The sequence below is a fragment of the Oscillibacter sp. PEA192 genome, from assembly GCF_003574015.1.
GTDB lineage: Bacteria > Bacillota > Clostridia > Oscillospirales > Oscillospiraceae > Oscillibacter > Oscillibacter welbionis.
Genome location: NZ_AP018532.1, coordinates 1,122,769 through 1,140,204, shown reverse-complemented (window position 1 = coordinate 1,140,204; position 17,436 = coordinate 1,122,769). Strand labels below are relative to the sequence as shown.

15 protein-coding genes are annotated in these 17,436 nt (G+C 60.1%); 8 read left to right on the top strand and 7 right to left on the bottom strand.

The features are described from left to right. Positions 1 to 147: 147 nt before the first annotated feature. Positions 148 to 1,389, bottom strand: a complete 1,242-nt coding sequence (locus DN611_RS05495) for a threonine synthase (RefSeq protein ID WP_119310828.1) — start codon at positions 1,387 to 1,389, stop codon at positions 148 to 150. Positions 1,390 to 1,393: 4 nt separating this feature from the next. After that, positions 1,394 to 1,582 (bottom strand): YlcI/YnfO family protein, encoded by a 189-nt coding sequence (locus DN611_RS05490; protein WP_021752180.1) that lies wholly within the window; start codon positions 1,580 to 1,582, stop codon positions 1,394 to 1,396. 119 nt (positions 1,583 to 1,701) lie between these two features. On the opposite strand from DN611_RS05490, the gene DN611_RS16645 reads away from it, so the two are divergent. Continuing rightward, complete coding sequence (locus DN611_RS16645) at positions 1,702 to 1,863, top strand: hypothetical protein (RefSeq protein WP_155979266.1); 162 nt, start codon at positions 1,702 to 1,704, stop codon at positions 1,861 to 1,863. A 38-nt stretch (positions 1,864 to 1,901) separates the two neighbouring features. Here DN611_RS16645 and DN611_RS05485 read toward each other — a convergent pair whose 3' ends face one another. The 5 genes from DN611_RS05485 to DN611_RS05465 all read right to left on the bottom strand — a co-directional run bounded on the left by DN611_RS05485 (position 1,902) and on the right by DN611_RS05465 (position 7,896). Continuing rightward, positions 1,902 to 3,377: a pyridoxal-phosphate dependent enzyme gene (locus tag DN611_RS05485; RefSeq protein ID WP_119310827.1), complete on the bottom strand. Its 1,476-nt coding sequence runs from the start codon at positions 3,375 to 3,377 to the stop codon at positions 1,902 to 1,904. A gap of 2 nt (positions 3,378 to 3,379) precedes the next feature. Further along, a complete protein-coding gene (locus tag DN611_RS05480) occupies positions 3,380 to 4,060 on the bottom strand; it encodes a helix-turn-helix transcriptional regulator (protein WP_021747874.1) in 681 nt (226 codons plus the stop codon). 198 nt (positions 4,061 to 4,258) lie between these two features. Beyond that, positions 4,259 to 5,680, bottom strand: coding sequence for an alanine/glycine:cation symporter family protein (locus tag DN611_RS05475; RefSeq protein WP_025543835.1), 1,422 nt, complete (start codon positions 5,678 to 5,680; stop codon positions 4,259 to 4,261). 96 nt (positions 5,681 to 5,776) lie between these two features. After that, entirely contained in the window at positions 5,777 to 6,952 is a 1,176-nt protein-coding gene (locus tag DN611_RS05470; RefSeq protein WP_119310826.1) for a YgeY family selenium metabolism-linked hydrolase, read from the bottom strand. 227 nt (positions 6,953 to 7,179) lie between these two features. Further along, positions 7,180 to 7,896: a GntR family transcriptional regulator gene (locus DN611_RS05465; RefSeq protein ID WP_025543833.1), complete on the bottom strand. Its 717-nt coding sequence runs from the start codon at positions 7,894 to 7,896 to the stop codon at positions 7,180 to 7,182. A 239-nt stretch (positions 7,897 to 8,135) separates the two neighbouring features. Between DN611_RS05465 and DN611_RS05460 the strand changes: the two genes are divergently transcribed. The 7 genes from DN611_RS05460 (at position 8,136) to DN611_RS05430 (ending at position 17,379) form a co-directional block, all read left to right on the top strand. Beyond that, positions 8,136 to 9,548: a YgeY family selenium metabolism-linked hydrolase gene (locus DN611_RS05460; protein WP_036629531.1), complete on the top strand. Its 1,413-nt coding sequence runs from the start codon at positions 8,136 to 8,138 to the stop codon at positions 9,546 to 9,548. A gap of 199 nt (positions 9,549 to 9,747) precedes the next feature. Then, positions 9,748 to 10,938, top strand: coding sequence for a knotted carbamoyltransferase YgeW (gene ygeW, locus DN611_RS05455; protein WP_119310825.1), 1,191 nt, complete (start codon positions 9,748 to 9,750; stop codon positions 10,936 to 10,938). Between the two features lie 105 nt (positions 10,939 to 11,043). Next, positions 11,044 to 11,979, top strand: coding sequence for a carbamate kinase (gene arcC, locus DN611_RS05450; RefSeq protein WP_021747881.1), 936 nt, complete (start codon positions 11,044 to 11,046; stop codon positions 11,977 to 11,979). A 265-nt stretch (positions 11,980 to 12,244) separates the two neighbouring features. Then, entirely contained in the window at positions 12,245 to 13,534 is a 1,290-nt protein-coding gene (locus tag DN611_RS05445) for a BMP family ABC transporter substrate-binding protein (protein WP_119310824.1), read from the top strand. 178 nt (positions 13,535 to 13,712) lie between these two features. Next, positions 13,713 to 15,290, top strand: coding sequence for an ABC transporter ATP-binding protein (locus DN611_RS05440; protein ID WP_333637354.1), 1,578 nt, complete (start codon positions 13,713 to 13,715; stop codon positions 15,288 to 15,290). Continuing rightward, positions 15,287 to 16,393 (top strand): ABC transporter permease, encoded by a 1,107-nt coding sequence (locus DN611_RS05435; protein ID WP_119310822.1) that lies wholly within the window; start codon positions 15,287 to 15,289, stop codon positions 16,391 to 16,393. The genes DN611_RS05440 and DN611_RS05435 overlap by 4 nt, the downstream gene beginning before the upstream one ends. Further along, positions 16,390 to 17,379, top strand: a complete 990-nt coding sequence (locus DN611_RS05430; RefSeq protein WP_021747887.1) for an ABC transporter permease — start codon at positions 16,390 to 16,392, stop codon at positions 17,377 to 17,379. Before DN611_RS05435 ends, DN611_RS05430 begins: the two co-directional genes overlap by 4 nt. The last annotated feature ends 57 nt before the right edge of the window (positions 17,380 to 17,436 follow it).

The following is a 17,436-nucleotide window of genomic DNA, read 5'->3' as shown; positions in this document are numbered from 1 at the left end:
GCTTCCTCTCCGTATCCGCTACGGTAGTCCCTCTCTTTATGAAAGCTGCTTTCACCTATATCATCGGAAAACGGGAGAGGATCGTTGCGCGGATCAGAAAATTTTTCGAGAAAAAGGGCCGGCGGTCTCCCGCCGGCCCCTTGCCGCTTATTCCACAGTGATGCCTTTTTCTGCAAAGGCCACCAGCAGGCGGTCCATGTCGGAAGGGATGGAGATGGGTTCTCCCGCGGCCTTAATGGCGTTGGCCACGTCCTTGAGGCCGTTGCCGGTGACCACACTGACCACCGTGTCATCCTTGCCGATGACGCCCTGCTCGCAGAGCTTCTTCACGCCGGCGGCGCCAGTGACGCCGGCGGGCTCTCCGAACACGCCGCAGGTCCGGCCCAGCAGCTGCTGGGCGGCCATGATCTCCTGGTCGGAGACATTCACCACGATGCCGTCCGACTCCCGGATCGCCGTCAGGGCCTTGTCCGCATTCCGGGGCACGCCCACGGCGATGGAGTCCGCCAGGGTGTTCTCCTCCATGGGCTCCCAGGGCTTGTTCTCCGCAATGGCCCGGTTGATGGGGCAGCAGCCCTCCGCCTGGGCGGAGATCAGCCGGGGCAGGCGGTCAATGAAGCCAATGGCATACAGGTCTTTCAGGCCCTTCCAGAGGCCGGCGATGGTGCAGCCGTCGCCGACGCTGATGGCGATATAGTCCGGCACCTGCCAGGAGAGCTGCTCCATGATCTCCAGGGCCACGGTCTTCTTGCCCTCGGAGAGGTAGGGGTTGATGGCGGCGTTGCGGTTGTACCAGCCCCAGCGGTCAATGGCTTGCTTGGACAGTTCAAAGGTCTCCTCATAGCTGCCCTGGACGGAGATGACCGTGGCGCCAAAGGTCATCAGCTGGGCCACCTTGCCCTTGGGAGCCCGGGAGGGGACGAAGATGTAGGTCTTGAGGCCTGCCGCTGCGGCGTTGCCCGCGAGAGAGCTGGCGGCATTGCCGGTGGAGGAGCAGGCGATCACCTTCGCCCCCGCCTCCCGGGCCTTGGCCACCGCCATGGCGCTGGCCCGGTCCTTCAGACTGGCGGTGGGGTTCTGGCCGTCGTCCTTTACCCACAGGCGCTTCAGGCCCAGCTGCTCCGCCAGGCGGGGCTCCTCGTACAGGGGACTCCAGCCCACCCGCAGGGGGGTGTTGGGCGTGTCCTCCTCCACAGGCAGCAGCTCCCGGTAGCGCCACATGGTATGGTCCTGTCGGGCCGCCAGCTTTTCCTTCGTCAGCCGGGTCCTGATGTAGTCATAATCGTAGACGATGTCCAGAATGCCGCCGCATTCGCAGTTGGTCAGATCCGGCACAGCGTCGTAGGTCTTGCCGCACTTGACGCATTTGCCGTACAAAACGTGTTTCATAGCGTTACTCCTCTTTTGACGTTTCCTCCTCCAGAAGATTCTCAAGAGCCACCCGGGTAGCTTCGATCACAAAGGCGGAAAACGTACATTCTGTTCCACGAATCGCCTCCTCTACCGCGTCAATAACGCTGTTGGGGAAACGAATCGTTTTGTTCGTTGTTGATTCTGGTTTAGGAATTTTGAATTTCCGCATAGCACACCTCGCCATATTTTTATATGACGAATCGTATTGCGTTATGCGCACGTTTATAATATTGCATATTGCATTACAATTTATAGTGCAATATAATACATATTATGGAGGTGGCGGATATGGAACGCGAAAATTTCCCCCAATATTATACGATTTTGTTCAACGGCATCGCCGACGCTCTGAAGGCCCTGGACCAGCAGGAGACCAGCCGGGCCTGGGATATTCTAGTCCGCATTCAGCAGGAGGCTGAGGATGCCTATATCCGCGCGGAGGAGACATAAATAAGCAGGGCGGGGCGGTTGCCCCGCCCTGCGGCGTTTTACAGGTCTTTCAGCAGCCCGGTGGCCTCGTTGAAAGCGTTGATCAGTTCGTCCAGGTCCTTGGCCTGCGCGTGGACGGTGTCCCAGGTGCCCTCCGTGTCGTACCACAGAGCGTTCAGCTCCTCCACGGTCTTGCCCTGCTGCTCCACCCAGGTGTAATACTTCAGGTTGTGGACCCGCTTGCGGTCCGCATAGGTCAGCTCCTGCATGTTGTCCAGCTTCAGCCCCAGCATGTGGAGTGCATGGTCCATGGCCGCCTCATGGGCATTGTAGGCGCCATACTGGTCGTTCAGCTCCTGGATGCGGCTGCCGTACATGACGGCGGAGTCGGTGAGGACGGTGCCCACCACATCCCGCTCGGTGAACTCATAGTATTTCGCCATCTTGATGCAGCACAGCACGTTGGCGATGCCGGAGATGCCCAGCCAGGTGAGCTTCTCGATCAGCTCGTCGTCCAGGTGCAGCTCGTTCTTCAAATACGCCTGGCCCTCAGGGGTGTTGAACAGGCGCAGCAGCCGCTGGCTGTCCTCATCGTCGATGTCGATGACCATGTCGGTGTTCTTCACGTTGTGGATCCAGGGGATGTGCTTATCGCCGATGCCCTCGATCCGGTGGCCGCCGAAGCCGTTTTCTAGAATGGTAGGGCACTGGAGGGCCTCGCCCACCGCCAGCTTCAGATGGGGATACTTTTCCTTCAGCAGATCACCGGCGCTCATGGTACCGGCGGAGCCGGAGGTGAAAGCCGCGCCGGCGAACCGGTCACCGGGGCGCTTGATGGCCTCGTACACATCCGCCAGGGCGTTGCCGGTGACATTGTAGTGCCACAGGGGGTTGCCCATCTCCTCGAACTGGTTGAAGATCATGTACTGGGGATCCTGCTTCAGCTCGTTGGTCTTGTCGAAGATCTCCTTCACGTTGGACTCGCAACCGGGGGTGGCGATGACCTCGGCGCCGATCTCATGGAGCCAGTCAAACCGCTCCTGGCTCATCTCCGCCGGCAGGATGGCCACGCCCTGGGCGCCCAGCAGCCGGGAGTTGAAGGCGCCGCCGCGGCAGTAGTTGCCGGTGGAGGGCCACACGGCCTTGTGCCTGTTCACGTCGAACTGGCCGGTCACCAGACGGGGGGCCAGGCAGCCGAAGGAGGCGCCCACCTTGTGGCAGCCGGTGGGGAACCACTTGCCCACCATGGCCACGATCCGGCAGGGGACGCCGGTGAGCGCCGGGGGCAGCTCGATGTAGTTGGGCACCGCCTGGAACATTCCGCCGCTCTCCTTGGCCTCATTCTTCCAGGTGATGCGGAACAGGTTCAGGGGATCCACATCCCAGAGGCCCACGGTCTTCAGCCGCTCCCGGATCTTCTCCGGGATGGTCTCCGGGTGCTGCATCTGGGCGATGGTGGGGATGATGATGCGATTTTCCTTCGCCTTGCGGAGATTGTGCTCCAGGCCCGTCTTGTTGATGGTCAGATCAATCATACTTACTTGCCCTCCTGTTGTTTTGTGTCGATATAGGAATACAAAGTGTACTTGGAGATGCCGAAATACTTGGCGATCTTGTCGCCGGACTTGGTCACCAAAAACGCGCCGTTCTGATTCAGGAAGCGGATGGCCCGCACCTTGTCCTCCTTGTTCATCAGGGCCACGGGCTTGCCCACCAGGGACACCGACTGCTGGATCAGCTCCTCCAGCAGATCATTGACGTTGACGATTTTCTCCGGTTCCTCCTGCTGGGGTTCGCCGGTGGAGATCAGATCGTGGACCGCGCTCTCCACCATCAGCAGCTTGGAGATGTCGTAGTTGATGGCCAGAATGGCGGAGACCTTGCCCTTGCTGTTACGGATATAGACTGTGGAGGATTTGAGGATCTTGCCGTCCGGCGTCCGGGTCAGGTAGGCCAAATGGTCCCGAGGCGCCGGGTCATTGGTGGTCAGCTGCTCCACCACGACATAGGAGGCCCCGTCCCCCACCTTGCGGCCTGTGACATGGCCGTTGACAATATAGACAATGGGGTGTTCCGCATTCTGCGCGGACAAATCGTGAATCACAACCTCACAGTTTGGCCCGAACTGGGCCGCCAAGGCATCTGCAATCTGCTTGAGCATCTCCAGCCGGTTGCTCTCCAAGGGGATCACCTTCTCACTTTCCAGAGCGATATTCATATCTGCATCATACCAGCATCCAGCCGAGATTGCAATGTTTTAGCAAATATTTTTTTAGGTCTGCGAAAAAAGTGTTTGATCTCCGCCGGTCCCAAAAATCAGGCGGCATCCACGTCGTTTGCGGATGCCGCCTGATGCTCTGTCCACAGCTTTCTGCGCTTGGAAGCGGCCTGTCAACGCCCAAGCGCCGCCTGACAGTCAATCCTTCCCGACATACTCAAGGGGCTGGGAGACCGGCTTGGTCTTGCTGATGTATTTGCTCTCATAATCCCGGTAAATCCTCATGAACACACCGGACAGGGCCAGCAGTGCGATGGCGTTGGGGATGCACCAGAAGCCCGAGACTATATCCACAATGGTCCAAATCACCTGGGGCGTCTTCCCCAGAGCCAGGAAACCGGGAACCAGCCACAGGATGCGGATGGCGTACTTGAACACCTTGGACTGCTTTCCCTTGGGAAACAAATAGAAGAACGCGGATTCATAATTGATCTCCCACCCCACCATAGTGGAGAATGCGAACAACGCCAGAGGAATGGTGACCAGGAGCTTGCCGACCGTGCTGCCGTACGCTGTGGAAAAGGCGGCCATGGTCAGCGCCTCCGCCTCCAGGCCGGACTGCCAGATTTCAGGGCCCGCGCAGAGAATTCCGAGGGCTGTCATCGTGCATACCACCAGCGTATCCACGAATACCTCAAAGCAGCCGTACATCCCCTCCTTAAAGGGGTGATCGGTGATGGCGGTCGCATGGGTGATGGGCGATGAGCCGCAGCCCGCTTCGTTGGAGAAGGTCCCGCGGGCGGCGCCCTGCCGCAGCGCCAGCGCAACTGTGGAGCCCGCCAAACCGCCCACAGCGGGCATGGGTGCAAACGCATAGCGGAAAATCGCCGCAAAGGCGGCGGGCACATGTTCCAGATTTATGATGATCACGCCCAGCACTCCCACCACATAGATGAGGCACATGGCGGGGGTCAGCTTCTCGCAGAAGCCGCCGATGGACTTGACGCCGCCCAGCAGAACCACGCCGCAGATGACGGCCGCCGCCACGGTGGTAATCCATGCGGGAATTCCCAGGCTGTTCTGCACAGCGGTGGACATGGTATAGGGCTGGGCGAACGCAGCGGTTCCCAGGCCGCCCAAAATGATAGTGACAGAGAAAATGACGGCCAGGGGTTTCCACTTTCTGCCCATTCCCCGCTCAATGTAGTACATGGGGCCGCCATAATAAACGCCGTCCTCTCCCTTGACACGGTAGTACTGGCCCAGCGTAACCTCAACGCATTTCGTCAGCATTCCCAGCAGGGCGACGACCCACATCCAGAACACGGCGCCGGGGCCGCCCACCACCATGGCGGTGGCCACGCCTGCGATGTTCGCCGTTCCTACGCAGCCGGCCAGCGCGGAGCTCACCGCCTGCAGCGGCGTCAGCGTTCCTTCCTTCCCTTTTGCGCCACCGCCTTTTTTAAACATCTCGCCGGCAGTATTCTTTAAAATATAGCCGAACTTGCGAAACTGGAAAAATTTTGTCTTACATCCAAACAGCAGCCCAACGGCGGCCAGGAGGATCAGGACTGGAGCACCCCACAGAAAGCTGGAGATTGATTTCAAGATCTGTTCCATACGGTCCATTCTCCTTATCAATAAGAATCAGATTTGCTCCAACGCTATAACCATTCCTTCTAGATTCGTGATTATTTGTGATTTCTCGTCCGCGCTCTACCGCGTCAACTCCCGAAGGATGCTGGCAAAGCCTCTGCACGCCTTCGTCAGCTGCTCAATTTCAATGTATTCATCCCGCACATGGGCCAGGCTCTCCAAAGAGGGGCCGTAGCCGATGCAGGGAATCCCGGCCTCGCCACAGAAGTGGCTGCCGTTTGTGCAGAAAGAGAAGTGAGAGATCGGCGCCTCGATTCCCGCTTTCTTCAGACCGGCCAGCGCCTTCTGCACATATTCATTGTCCTCATCAATGAGCCACGCCGGGAAATACCGCTTCGCGGCGATGGCCTCCCCGGTCCAGCAGACCTCCTTCCCCTCTGCCAGATAGGTCCGCGCCTTCAAGCCGGGGATCTTTTCCCTGGCGCGGGCGATTGCCTCCTCCACCTGGCCGAGAATCACGGCCTCGTTCTCCCCTGTCAGGGTCCGCCGGTCGAAGGTGGCCCGGCAGAGGGCCGGGACCACCGAGGCGCCCGGATATGGGGACGAGATGATGTCTGTCAGCTCCAGAATTCCTTTTCCCAGAATGGGGTGCTCGTTGGGGATGATCCGGCGGATCTCCTCGATCACCGCCATCATGTGGTAGACCGCATTAACGCCCTTGTCCGGATTCGAGGAATGGCAGCTCACCCCCTCTGTTTCCACAACCACCTCCGCGCGCCCTCTCTGGCCGATCTTGACAGTGGTGGACGTCGCTTCGCCAATGATGACAAAGTCCGGCTTCGCCAGCCGGGTAATCTCCCGGGAGGAGACCCCCTCAAAACACTCCTCATGAACGGTGCAGGACACGCAAATCTCTCCGGCAAAGTCGCGGCCGCTGTCCTCGGCAAAGTGGGCAACCGCAGAGATCATGGCCGTCACGCTGCCCTTCATATCCGATGTGCCCCGGCCGTAAATCCGCCCCTGGTCGATTTCGCCGCCAAAGGGGTCGTGGGTCCACTCGTCGGCGTCGATCACATCCACATTGTCAATGTGGCCATCCAGAAGGATGGTCTTTCCCGGCCGGCAGCCCCGCATCCGGCCCAGTACGCTGCCGTGCCTGTCGATGAGCACCTCGTCGAAACCATACTCTTCCATCTTGCGCTTCATCAGCTGGGCCACTTCCCGTTCCTGCCCGGAGGGACTGGGGATTCGAACAGCCTGTTGGCAAAACGCAATCAGCCGCTGGTCTCTGTCCATGTCTCTGCTCCTTTCTCAACCTCTGTCATACTTTATATGCAATATGTAATATATCGCATATTCATTATGAACCGCACTCTTGTGGAAGTCAACGAAAGCCCGGCCTCTCCAAAGGATTTCTACGGAACGTACCAGAGGCCGGATACAATTTTATGGAATTCGCCTAGAAAACGTTGAGAGGACCCGGATTCTCTCCGCGTCCTCTCTCTTGCTCTCCCTTCCCATCTTTACTTTGTCAGAACATCCTGTCCGGATTCCCCGCCGACTCCATGGATCATGCCCGCAACATCCCGCAGGCTGTTTTCCATGGAGCAGAGCCAGTGGCTCCGCATCAGCTCCTTCGCGCGGGCGCTGTCCCGGGCCTGGATGGTCTGAAGGATTTCCCCATGCTGGGAAACGGAAATCTTTCGCAGCCGGTCACAGTGGAAATAATGGTATTTGATCCGCTGGATATGGAGGATCATGGTGTGGGAAAATTCCTCCACATACTCGTTGTGTGCCCCACGGACAATCGCGTCATGGAAGAGGCTGTCCTGCGTGATCGCATCGGTGCCGTCATTACGGCCGCAGGCATCCACAAAGGCGGCGTGAATCCGCTCCAGCTGCTCCAGTTCCCGGTCCGTGAGGCTGCCGCAGGCCAGCTCTGCCGCCAGACCCTGCAGCTCCGCCAGCGTTCGGTAGCATTTTTCAATATCCGCAGGGTCAATATCCGCCACCACCGTAGCCCGGCCCGGCACCACATAGACGAGCTTCTGTCCCTCCAGGATCTGAATGGCCTCCCGCACCGGGGTCCGGCTGACATTGAATCGCTTCGCAAGCTCGGAATCAACGATCTTTTCTCCCGGCTTCAGCACACCCGTGATGATCCAGCTGCATACCACTTGATAAATGCTGCTCTTTGCGGAAACTCTCCGCAGGTTTTCCACGTTTTCCGGTATCGGCATAAGCTCTCCCCATCCCAAATCTGCTGTTCTTTTTACTCTACCATTATATATCACAAGCCCTTTGGTTTTGCAATCATTTCGGCCGGACGGCGCATTCCGCACCGGAGATTCAAAAAAATTTTTAGGTTTTCTCATTTTTTGTTTGACATCCTGTTTTCTTATGCTATGATAGGGATAGGTAAGCCAATCCGTGATGTGGAAATGACGGGATTCCAAACATTGATATGGAGGTCAGCGATATGGATTTTGAAGCGATCAAAGCGGCGGCCCAAGGCTATCAGGCCGACATGACCCGGTTCCTGCGAGAGATGATCTCTCACCCCAGCGAGAGCTGTGAGGAGAAGGAGGTTGTCCACTGCATCAAGGCGGAGATGGAGAAGCTGGGCTATGACAAGGTGGAGATCGACGGCCTGGGCAACGTCATCGGCTGGATGGGCGACGGCGACAAGATCATCGCCTTCGACTCCCACATCGACACCGTGGGCATCGGCAACATCAACAACTGGGAGGCCGACCCCTATCAGGGCTATGAGGACGACGCCGTCATCTTCGGCCGGGGCGGCAGCGATCAGGAGGGCGGCATGGCCTCCGCCGTGTACGGCGCCAAGATCATGAAGGATCTGGGCCTGATCCCCGCCGGCTACAAGATCATGGTGGTGGGTTCCGTCCAGGAAGAGGACTGCGACGGCATGTGCTGGCAGTACATCGTCAACAAGGACTTCCAGGGCCAGGAGGACGCCCGCAGCAAGATCGAGTTCGTGGTGTCTACCGAACCCACCGACGGCGGCATCTACCGGGGCCACCGGGGCCGCATGGAGATCCGGGTGGACGTCAAGGGTGTCAGCTGCCACGGCAGCGCGCCGGAGCGGGGCGACAACGCCATCTACAAGATGGCCGACATCCTCCAGGATGTCCGGGCCCTGAACGAGAGCGGCGACGGCCCCTCCAACCGGGTGAAGGGCCTGGTGAAGATGCTGAATCCGGAATTCAATCCGGAGCACTACGAGGACGCCCAGTTCCTGGGCCGGGGCACCTGCACCGTCAGCCAGATCTTCTACACCTCTCCCTCCCGCTGCGCTGTGGCGGACAGCTGCGCCATCTCCATCGACCGGCGCATGACCGCCGGCGAGACCTGGGACTCCTGCCTGGAGGAGATCCGGCAGCTGCCCGCCGTCCAGAAGTACGGAGACGATGTGAAGGTCAGCATGTACATGTATGACCGGCCCGCCTGGACCGGCGAGGTCTATGAGACGGAGTGCTTCTTCCCCACCTGGATCAACAAGGAGAGCGCCGCCCATGTCCAGGCGCTGGTGGACGCTCACCATGCCCTGTGGGGCGACAAGCGCATCGGCCATGCCGACGCGGACCAGAAGCGGGACGCCATGCACCTGCGGGAGGGCCGTCCCCTCACCGACAAGTGGACCTTCTCCACCAACTGCGTGTCCATCCAGGGCCGATATGGCATCCCCTGCGTGGGCTTTGGCCCCGGCGCCGAGTCCCAGGCTCATGCCCCCAATGAGATCACCTGGAAGCAGGATCTGGTGACCTGTGCCGCCCTGTACGCCGCAGTACCCGGCCTGTACAAGCCCGAGAACAAGACCGCTGACGTCACCGAGTTCCGGCAGAGCCTCACGGATAACGATATCCGGTGAGCTTCGAAGGGGGGCTGGGTCAAGGCATTTTCGCCACGTACACGCCGCGGCGAAAATGATTCGATTTGCTTGATTTGCCGGAGGCAAATCAACTGGGAAAAACCTGGGTTTTTCCCTAGACCCTTTTCCTGGTTTTTCCTTTCGCTGCGGCGGAGCCGCCATACATCTACAATTTCACATATTACAAGGAGTGCTGAATATGTCCAAGACCATCGAGCTGGCCAAGCATCTGGAAAAGCTGCACATCAACAACATGTACAAGTCCGACTTCTACTGGACCTGGGACAAGACCGACGAGGAGCTGGAGGCCATCTTCACCGTGGCCGACGCCCTGCGGGACCTGCGGGAGCGGAACAAGTCCACCCGGATCTTTGACTCCGGCCTGGGCATCTCCATCTTCCGGGACAACTCCACCCGCACCCGGTTCTCCTTCGCCTCCGCCTGCAACCTGCTGGGTCTGACCGTCCAGGACCTGGACGAGAAGAAGAGCCAGATCGCCCACGGCGAGACCGTCCGCGAGACCGCCAACATGGTCTCCTTCATGGCCGACGTCATCGGTATCCGGGACGACATGTTCATCGGCGAGGGCCACAAGTACCAGAAGACCTTCATGGATGCCGTGAAGGAGGGCTACCGGGACGGCATTCTGGAACAGCAGCCCACCCTGGTGAACCTGCAGTGCGACGTGGACCACCCCACCCAGTGCATGGCGGACATGCTGCACATCATCCATGAGTTCGGCGGTGTGGAGAACCTGAAGGGCAAGAAGATTGCCATGACCTGGGCTTACTCCCCCAGCTACGGCAAGCCCCTGTCCGTGCCCCAGGGCGTCATCGGCCTGATGACCCGGTTCGGCATGGACGTGGTGCTGGCCCATCCCGAGGGCTATGACGTGATGCCCGAGGTGGAGGAGATCGCCAAAAAGAACGCGGCGGCCACCGGCGGCTCCTACAAGAAGGTCTCCACCATGGAGGATGCCTTCGACGGCGCCGACATCGTCTATCCCAAGAGCTGGGCGCCCTTTGCCGCCATGGAACAGCGGACCAAGCTGTATCAGGCCGGTGACCAGGCGGGTATCGACGCTCTGGAGAAGCAGCTGCTGGCCCAGAACGCCCAGCACAAGGACTGGACCTGCTCCGAAGAGATGATGAAGCGGACGAAGAACGGCAAGGCCCTGTACCTGCACTGCCTGCCCGCCGATATCACCGGCCTCAGCTGCCCGGAGGGCGAGGTGGACAACTCCGTGTTCGACCGATACCTGGTGCCCCTGTACAAGGAGGCCAGCTATAAGCCCTACATCATCGCGGCCATGATCCTGATGAGCAAAGTGAAGGACCCGGTCTCCGCGCTGATGGCCCTGGACCAGGGCAGCAAGCGGAAGCTGTTCTGATCGTTCTAAAAATTTCAAGTTTTGGCGGGAATAGCGTGGGCATTCCCGCCAAAACTATCTGATAGGTTCGACCACTATCATTTGTGAAGAAGGGATACACCAACTATGGGCAAACGTATCGTTATCGCCTTGGGCGGCAACGCCCTGGGCAACAACCTGCCGGAGCAGATGGTCGCTGTGAAGCACACCGCCAAGGCCATCGTGGACCTGATTCAGGAGGGCCATCAGGTGGTGGTGGCCCACGGCAACGGCCCCCAGGTAGGCATGATCAACATCGCCATGACCACTCTCTCCCGGGAGGATCACAGCCATCCCATCGCCCCCATGTCCGTCTGCACTGCCATGAGCCAGGGGTATATCGGCTATGACCTGCAGAACTCCCTGCGGGAGGAACTGCTGAACCGCGGCATCCAAAAGCCCGTGGCCACCGTCCTCACCCAGGTGGAGGTAGACCCGGCGGATCCGGCTTTCCAGAATCCCTCCAAGCCCATCGGTACCTTTATGACTGAGGAGGAGGCGGAGGAGATGCGCCGCCGGGGCAACTGCGTCATGGAGGACGCAGGCCGGGGCTGGCGCCGCTGCGTGGCCTCTCCCAAGCCCAAAGCCATTGTGGAGATCGAGACCATCCGTACGCTGATGGAGGCGGGCCAGGTAGTCATTGGCTGCGGCGGAGGCGGTATCCCCGTCTACCGGACGGAGGGCAACCACCTGAAGGGCGCAGGCGCCGTCATCGACAAGGATTTCGCCTCCGAACTGCTGGCGGAGAGCCTGGACGCGGACGCCCTCATCATCCTCACCGCCGTGGAGAAGGTGGCCATCAACTTCGGCAAGCCGGATCAGAAGTGGCTGGATCACCTGACGCCGGAGGAGGCCCGGCAGTACGAGGCGGAAGGCCAGTTCGCCCCCGGCTCCATGCTGCCCAAGGTCCAGGCTGCCGTGAAGTTCGCCGCGTCCAAGCCCGGCCGCACAGCCCTCATCACCCTGCTGGAGAAGGCCAAGGACGGCATCGCCGGAAAAACCGGCACCGCCGTCTCCATGTAAGATCCAAAAAAGGTCAATCTGTCAATTTTCTACAAGGAGAGCGAAAAAAACGCTCTCCTTGTTTGTCTTTTTCGTCTTATTATTGTGCGCACTGCCAAAGGTCGACCTATTTAGGTCGGTATTTTTTTGGTCTATCCGCCTAAAAAAAGTAAAAATCCGGTTGAATTTTTCCGTTTGACCCTGTATGATGGCAATAGAGAGGGGAAACACCCCGCTTTGTCCCTTGCAGTGATCCACCCAATTTTATTTTAAGGAGGAAAGTAGAATGAAGAAGTTCCTTGCACTGCTGCTGACGCTGGTCATGGCGCTCAGCCTGGCGGCCTGCGGCGGCTCCGACGAGGAGAGCACCGGCAGCCCCGCCGAAGACCCCGCCGCCAATGAGGAATCCAGCGGCAGCGCCGCGGATGTCAAGATCGGTTTGATCTGCGTCCACGACATCAACTCCGGTTATGACGCGGCCCATATCGAGGGCCTGACTGCCGCCTGTGAAGAGTTAGGTATTGATGCCAATTCTCAGGTTATTTTCCGCTACAACATCGCGGAGGATGAAAACTGCTATGACGCCGCCGTGGATCTGGCGGAAGAGGGCTGCAATATCATCTTCTCTGACTCCTATGGCCACCAGAGCTACATGCTGGATGCCGCCGAGGATTATCCCGACGTTACCTTCGTCTCCTGCACCGGCGACATGGCCGCCACCTCCGGTCTGGACAACTACAAGAACCTGTTCCCCTATACATATGAGTCCCGCTACGTCTCCGGCGTGGTGGCCGGCATGAAGCTGAAAGAGCTGATGGACGCCGGCACCGTCACCGATCCCAAGGTGGGCTATGTGGGTGCCTATCCCTATGCCGAGGTGGTTTGTGGCTACACCGCTTTCCTGCTGGGCATCCAGACCCAGGTTCCCGAGGCCTACATGGAGGTCCAGTACACCAACTCCTGGTATGATCCCGTGGCTGAGGGCGAGGCCGCCAATGCCTTGATGGCCCGCGGCTGCGTCATCATCGGCCAGCACGCCGACTCCACCGGTGCCCCCTCCGCCGTCCAGGCGCAGAAGGATGCCGGCTCTGTGGTCTACTCTGTGGGCTACAACATTGATATGCTGGAAGTGGCGCCCACCGCCGCTCTGACCTCTTCCCAGAACAACTGGTCCGTCCTGTACCGGGACACCCTGGAGAAGTTCATCGCCGGCGAGGAAGTGCCCGTGGACTATGCCGTGGGCATCAGTGAGGACGCTGTGATGATCTCCAAGCTGGGGCCTGAGTGCGCCGAGGGCACCCAGGAGGCCGTGGACGCCGCTTGGTCCAGCATCAAGGACGGCAGCCTGAAGGTGTTCGACACCTCCAAGTTCACCTGCCAGCCCGCTGCCGACGGGTCCTATCAGGTGGACGCCGACGGTCATGTGACATCTGCGTTCGGTCTGGACAGCGACGGCGACTTTGTCAACGACACCGGCGAGGCCATCGTGGACGGCGCCTTCCAGGAGTCCGTGCTGCGCTCCGCTCCGTACTTCTCCCTGCGGATCGACGGCATCACTGAGCTGAACAACAACTAAATATCCAACGAAAGGGGCTGCCCTTTGGCAGCCCCTTTCTCTCAAATCGCTCCATCCCCTCCGCGGCATCGGCCGCCGGGGTCTTTTTTCCCTTTTCTTTTCCCTCCGGAGGCCCGCGCCGCAGGCATGTGCCTGCGGCCATGGCGCGGAACCGACACTAAAAGAAAGGATGATCTGTTTGGAACATACCACTGCCATTGAACTGCGGCACATCACAAAGCGGTTCGGCAAGGTGGTTGCCAACGACGATATCTCCCTGGAGATCAGGCGGGGCGAAATCCTCTCCCTGCTGGGGGAGAACGGCAGCGGCAAGACCACGCTGATGAATATGCTGGCCGGCATCTACTTCCCGGACGAAGGGAAGATCCTGGTGAACGGCGAGCCCACCACCATTGCCTCCCCCAAGGACGCCTTTGCCTGCGGCATCGGCATGATCCACCAGCACTTCAAGCTGGTGGACGTGTTCTCCGCAGCGGAAAACATCGTCCTGGGGCTGGACGGAGAGCGCAAGCTGGATCTGAAGGCCGCCTCCGCCAAAATCCTGGAGATCAGTGAGAAATATGGTTTTTCCATTGATCCCAACAAGAAGATCTACGACATGTCCGTGTCGGAGAAGCAGACGGTGGAGATCATCAAGGTCCTCTACCGGGGCGCAGACATCCTGATCCTGGATGAGCCCACCGCCGTGCTGACCCCCCAGGAGACGGACCGGCTCTTCGATGTCATGCGGAATATGAAGGCAGACGGCAAGGCCCTGGTCATCATCACCCACAAGCTCCACGAGGTCATGGACGTGTCCGACCGGGTGGCGGTGCTCCGCAAGGGCCGCTATATCGGGGACGTGGCCACCTGCGACACTTCTCCCCAGAAGCTGACGGACATGATGGTGGGCCATGCGGTAACGCTGAACATCGACCGTCCCCTGGTGGAGGACCGCAACCTGCGGCTGGAGGTGAAGGATCTGACGGTCCTGACTCCCGACAGCATCAAGGCTCTGGACCATGTCTCCTTCGACGCCTACGGCGGGGAGATTCTGGGCATTGCCGGCATCTCCGGCAGCGGCCAGAAGGAACTGCTGGAGGCCATCGCCGGCCTGCGGGTTACCCAGCCCGGGTCCCACGTCATCTATCATCCCCCCGCCCCCGACGAACCCATCGCCGGTCAGCATGTGCCGGTGGACAAGGGCGGTGAGGAGCTGCTGGGCAAGAATCCCCGGCAGATCCACGACATCGGCGTGTCCATGGCCTTTGTGCCGGAGGACCGGCTAGGCATGGGACTGGTGGGTTCCATGGGCATGGCGGACAACATGATGCTCAAGACCTACCGTTCCGGCCGGGGACCCCTGCTGGACCGCAAGCCGCCCCGCCAGCTGGCGGAGCGGGTGAAGGAGGAACTGGATGTGCTGACCCCCAGCATCAACACGCCGGTCCGCCGGCTCTCCGGCGGCAACGTGCAGAAGGTGCTGGTGGGACGTGAGATCGCCCAGAATCCCTCGGTGTTGATGACCGCCTACGCGGTGCGGGGCCTGGACATCAACACCTCCTACACCATCTACAACCTGCTGACGGCGCAGAAGCTGAAAGGCGTGGCCGTCATCTATGTGGGCGAGGACCTGGACGTGCTGCTGGAGCTGTGCGACCGGATCCTGGTGCTCTGCGGCGGCCAGGTCAGCGGTATTGTGGACGGCCGCACCACCACCAAAGAGGAAGTGGGCCTGCTGATGACCCGCTTTGTAAAGGAGGCGAAGGAGGCATGACACAGGGTAAGACCCACAGGGAGCCTCTGCTCCGCATCGCCAAGCGGGACGGCATCGCCCGCCCCAAGGCATGGGCCATCCGGATCATCGCGGTGCTGCTGTCCCTGGTCGTGAGCGGCATCTTCATCTTCGCCGTCACCAAGCTGAACCCCTTCCAGGTGTACGAGGGCATCTTCGACGGCGCCTTCGGCACCCCCCGGCGCAGCTGGGTTACTGTCCGGGACGCCATGATGCTGCTGTGCATCGGCGTGGGGCTGGCCCCCGCCTTCAAGATGCGCTTCTGGAACATCGGCGCCGAGGGTCAGATCCTCATCGGCGGCATCGTCACCGCCGGGTTTATGCGGGCCTTCGGCGGCGATATCTCCACCCCCCTGCTGCTGGTCATCATGGCGGTGGTCAGCCTGCTGGCTGGTGCGGCGTGGGGTATGGTGCCCGCCACCTTCAAGGCTGTGTGGAACACCAATGAAACGCTGTTCACCCTGATGATGAACTACGTGGCCATCCAGCTCACCAGCTACTTTGTGGCCCTGTGGGAAAATCCCGTGGGCTCCAATACCGTGGGCGTTATCAACCAGCGAACCAAGGACGGCTGGTTCCCGGAGCTGTTCGGCCAGGAATACGGCCTGAACGTTGTCCTGGTGCTGCTGCTGACGGTGGGGATGTTCCTGTACCTGAAATATTCCAAGCAGGGATATGAGATCTCCGTGGTGGGCGACAGTGAGAACACCGCCCGGTACGCCGGCATCAACGTGAAGAAGGTCACCATCCGCACCATGGCTATCTCCGGCGCCATCTGCGGTCTGGCAGGCTTCATCGCCGTGGCCGGCGCCAGCCACACCATCTCCACCTCCACCGCCGGCGGACGTGGCTTCACCGCCATCATCGTGGCCTGGCTGGCTCAGTTCAACACCTTTGTGATGATCCTGATCTCCTTCCTGCTGGTGTTTCTGCAGAAGGGCGCCATTCAGATCGCCTCCCAGTTCAACCTGAATGACTACGCCTCCAATATCATTACGGGCATCATCCTGTTCTTCATTCTGGGCAGCGAATTCTTCATCAACTACCGCATCATCCTGCGGGGCGGAAAGGAGGGGGCCAAATGAGCGTCGACCAAATTGTTCAGCTGATTCAGTCTGCTATCCAGTTCGGCACCGTCATTCTGTTCGGCGCCATGGGCGAGATCCTGACAGAGAAATCCGGCAACCTGAACCTGGGCGTCCCCGGGATCATGTATCTGGGCGGTATTGCGGGACTGGCGGCCTCCTTCTTCTATGAGTTCAACAATCCCGATCCCTCCGGTTTCGTGTGTCTGGTGATCTCTCTACTGGCGGCGTTCGCCGCCTCCGCCCTGGGCGGTCTGCTGTACAGTTTCCTGACCATCACCCTCCGGGCCAACCAGAACGTCACCGGCCTGACGCTGACCATCTTCGGCGGCGGCGTGGCCAACTTCTTCGGCGGCACCCTGAACTCCATGGCCGGCGGCGTGGGCCAGATCTCCGTAGCCGCCACCAGCGCCGTGTACCGGGCCACCATCCCCGGCCTGTCGGACCTGGGGCTTCCCGGGCGGCTGCTGTTCAGCTATGGCTTCATGGTATATCTGGCCATTGTGCTGGCCGTGGTGCTGCAGCTGTTCCTCAACCGCACCCGGCCGGGCCTGAACCTGCGGTCCGTGGGTGAGAATCCTGCCACGGCCGATGCGGCGGGCATCAACGTCTCCCGCAACAAGTACCTGGCCACCTGCGTGGGCGCCGGTATCTCCGGTCTCGGCGGCCTGTACTACACCATGGACTACATCAAGGGCACTTGGGCCAACGACGGCACCATCGAGTCCCTGGGCTGGCTGGCCGTGGCGCTGGTGATCTTCGCCACCTGGCGGACAGTCAACGCTATCTGGGGCTCCTACCTGTTCGGCCTGCTGTTCTGGGTGTACCTCATCATCCCCGGCCTGGGCCGGCGGGACACGTACCTCTTCAACATGCTGCCGTATCTCGTGACCATCGCGGTGCTGATTTTTGTCTCCCTGCGGAACAAGAAGGAGAATCAGCCCCCCGCCAGCCTGGGTCTGGCGTATTTCCGGGAGGAACGGTAGCTTCTCCCCATACAAATCAAGAGCGCCGCGGCCAAAAGCCGCGGCGCTCTTTTCGTC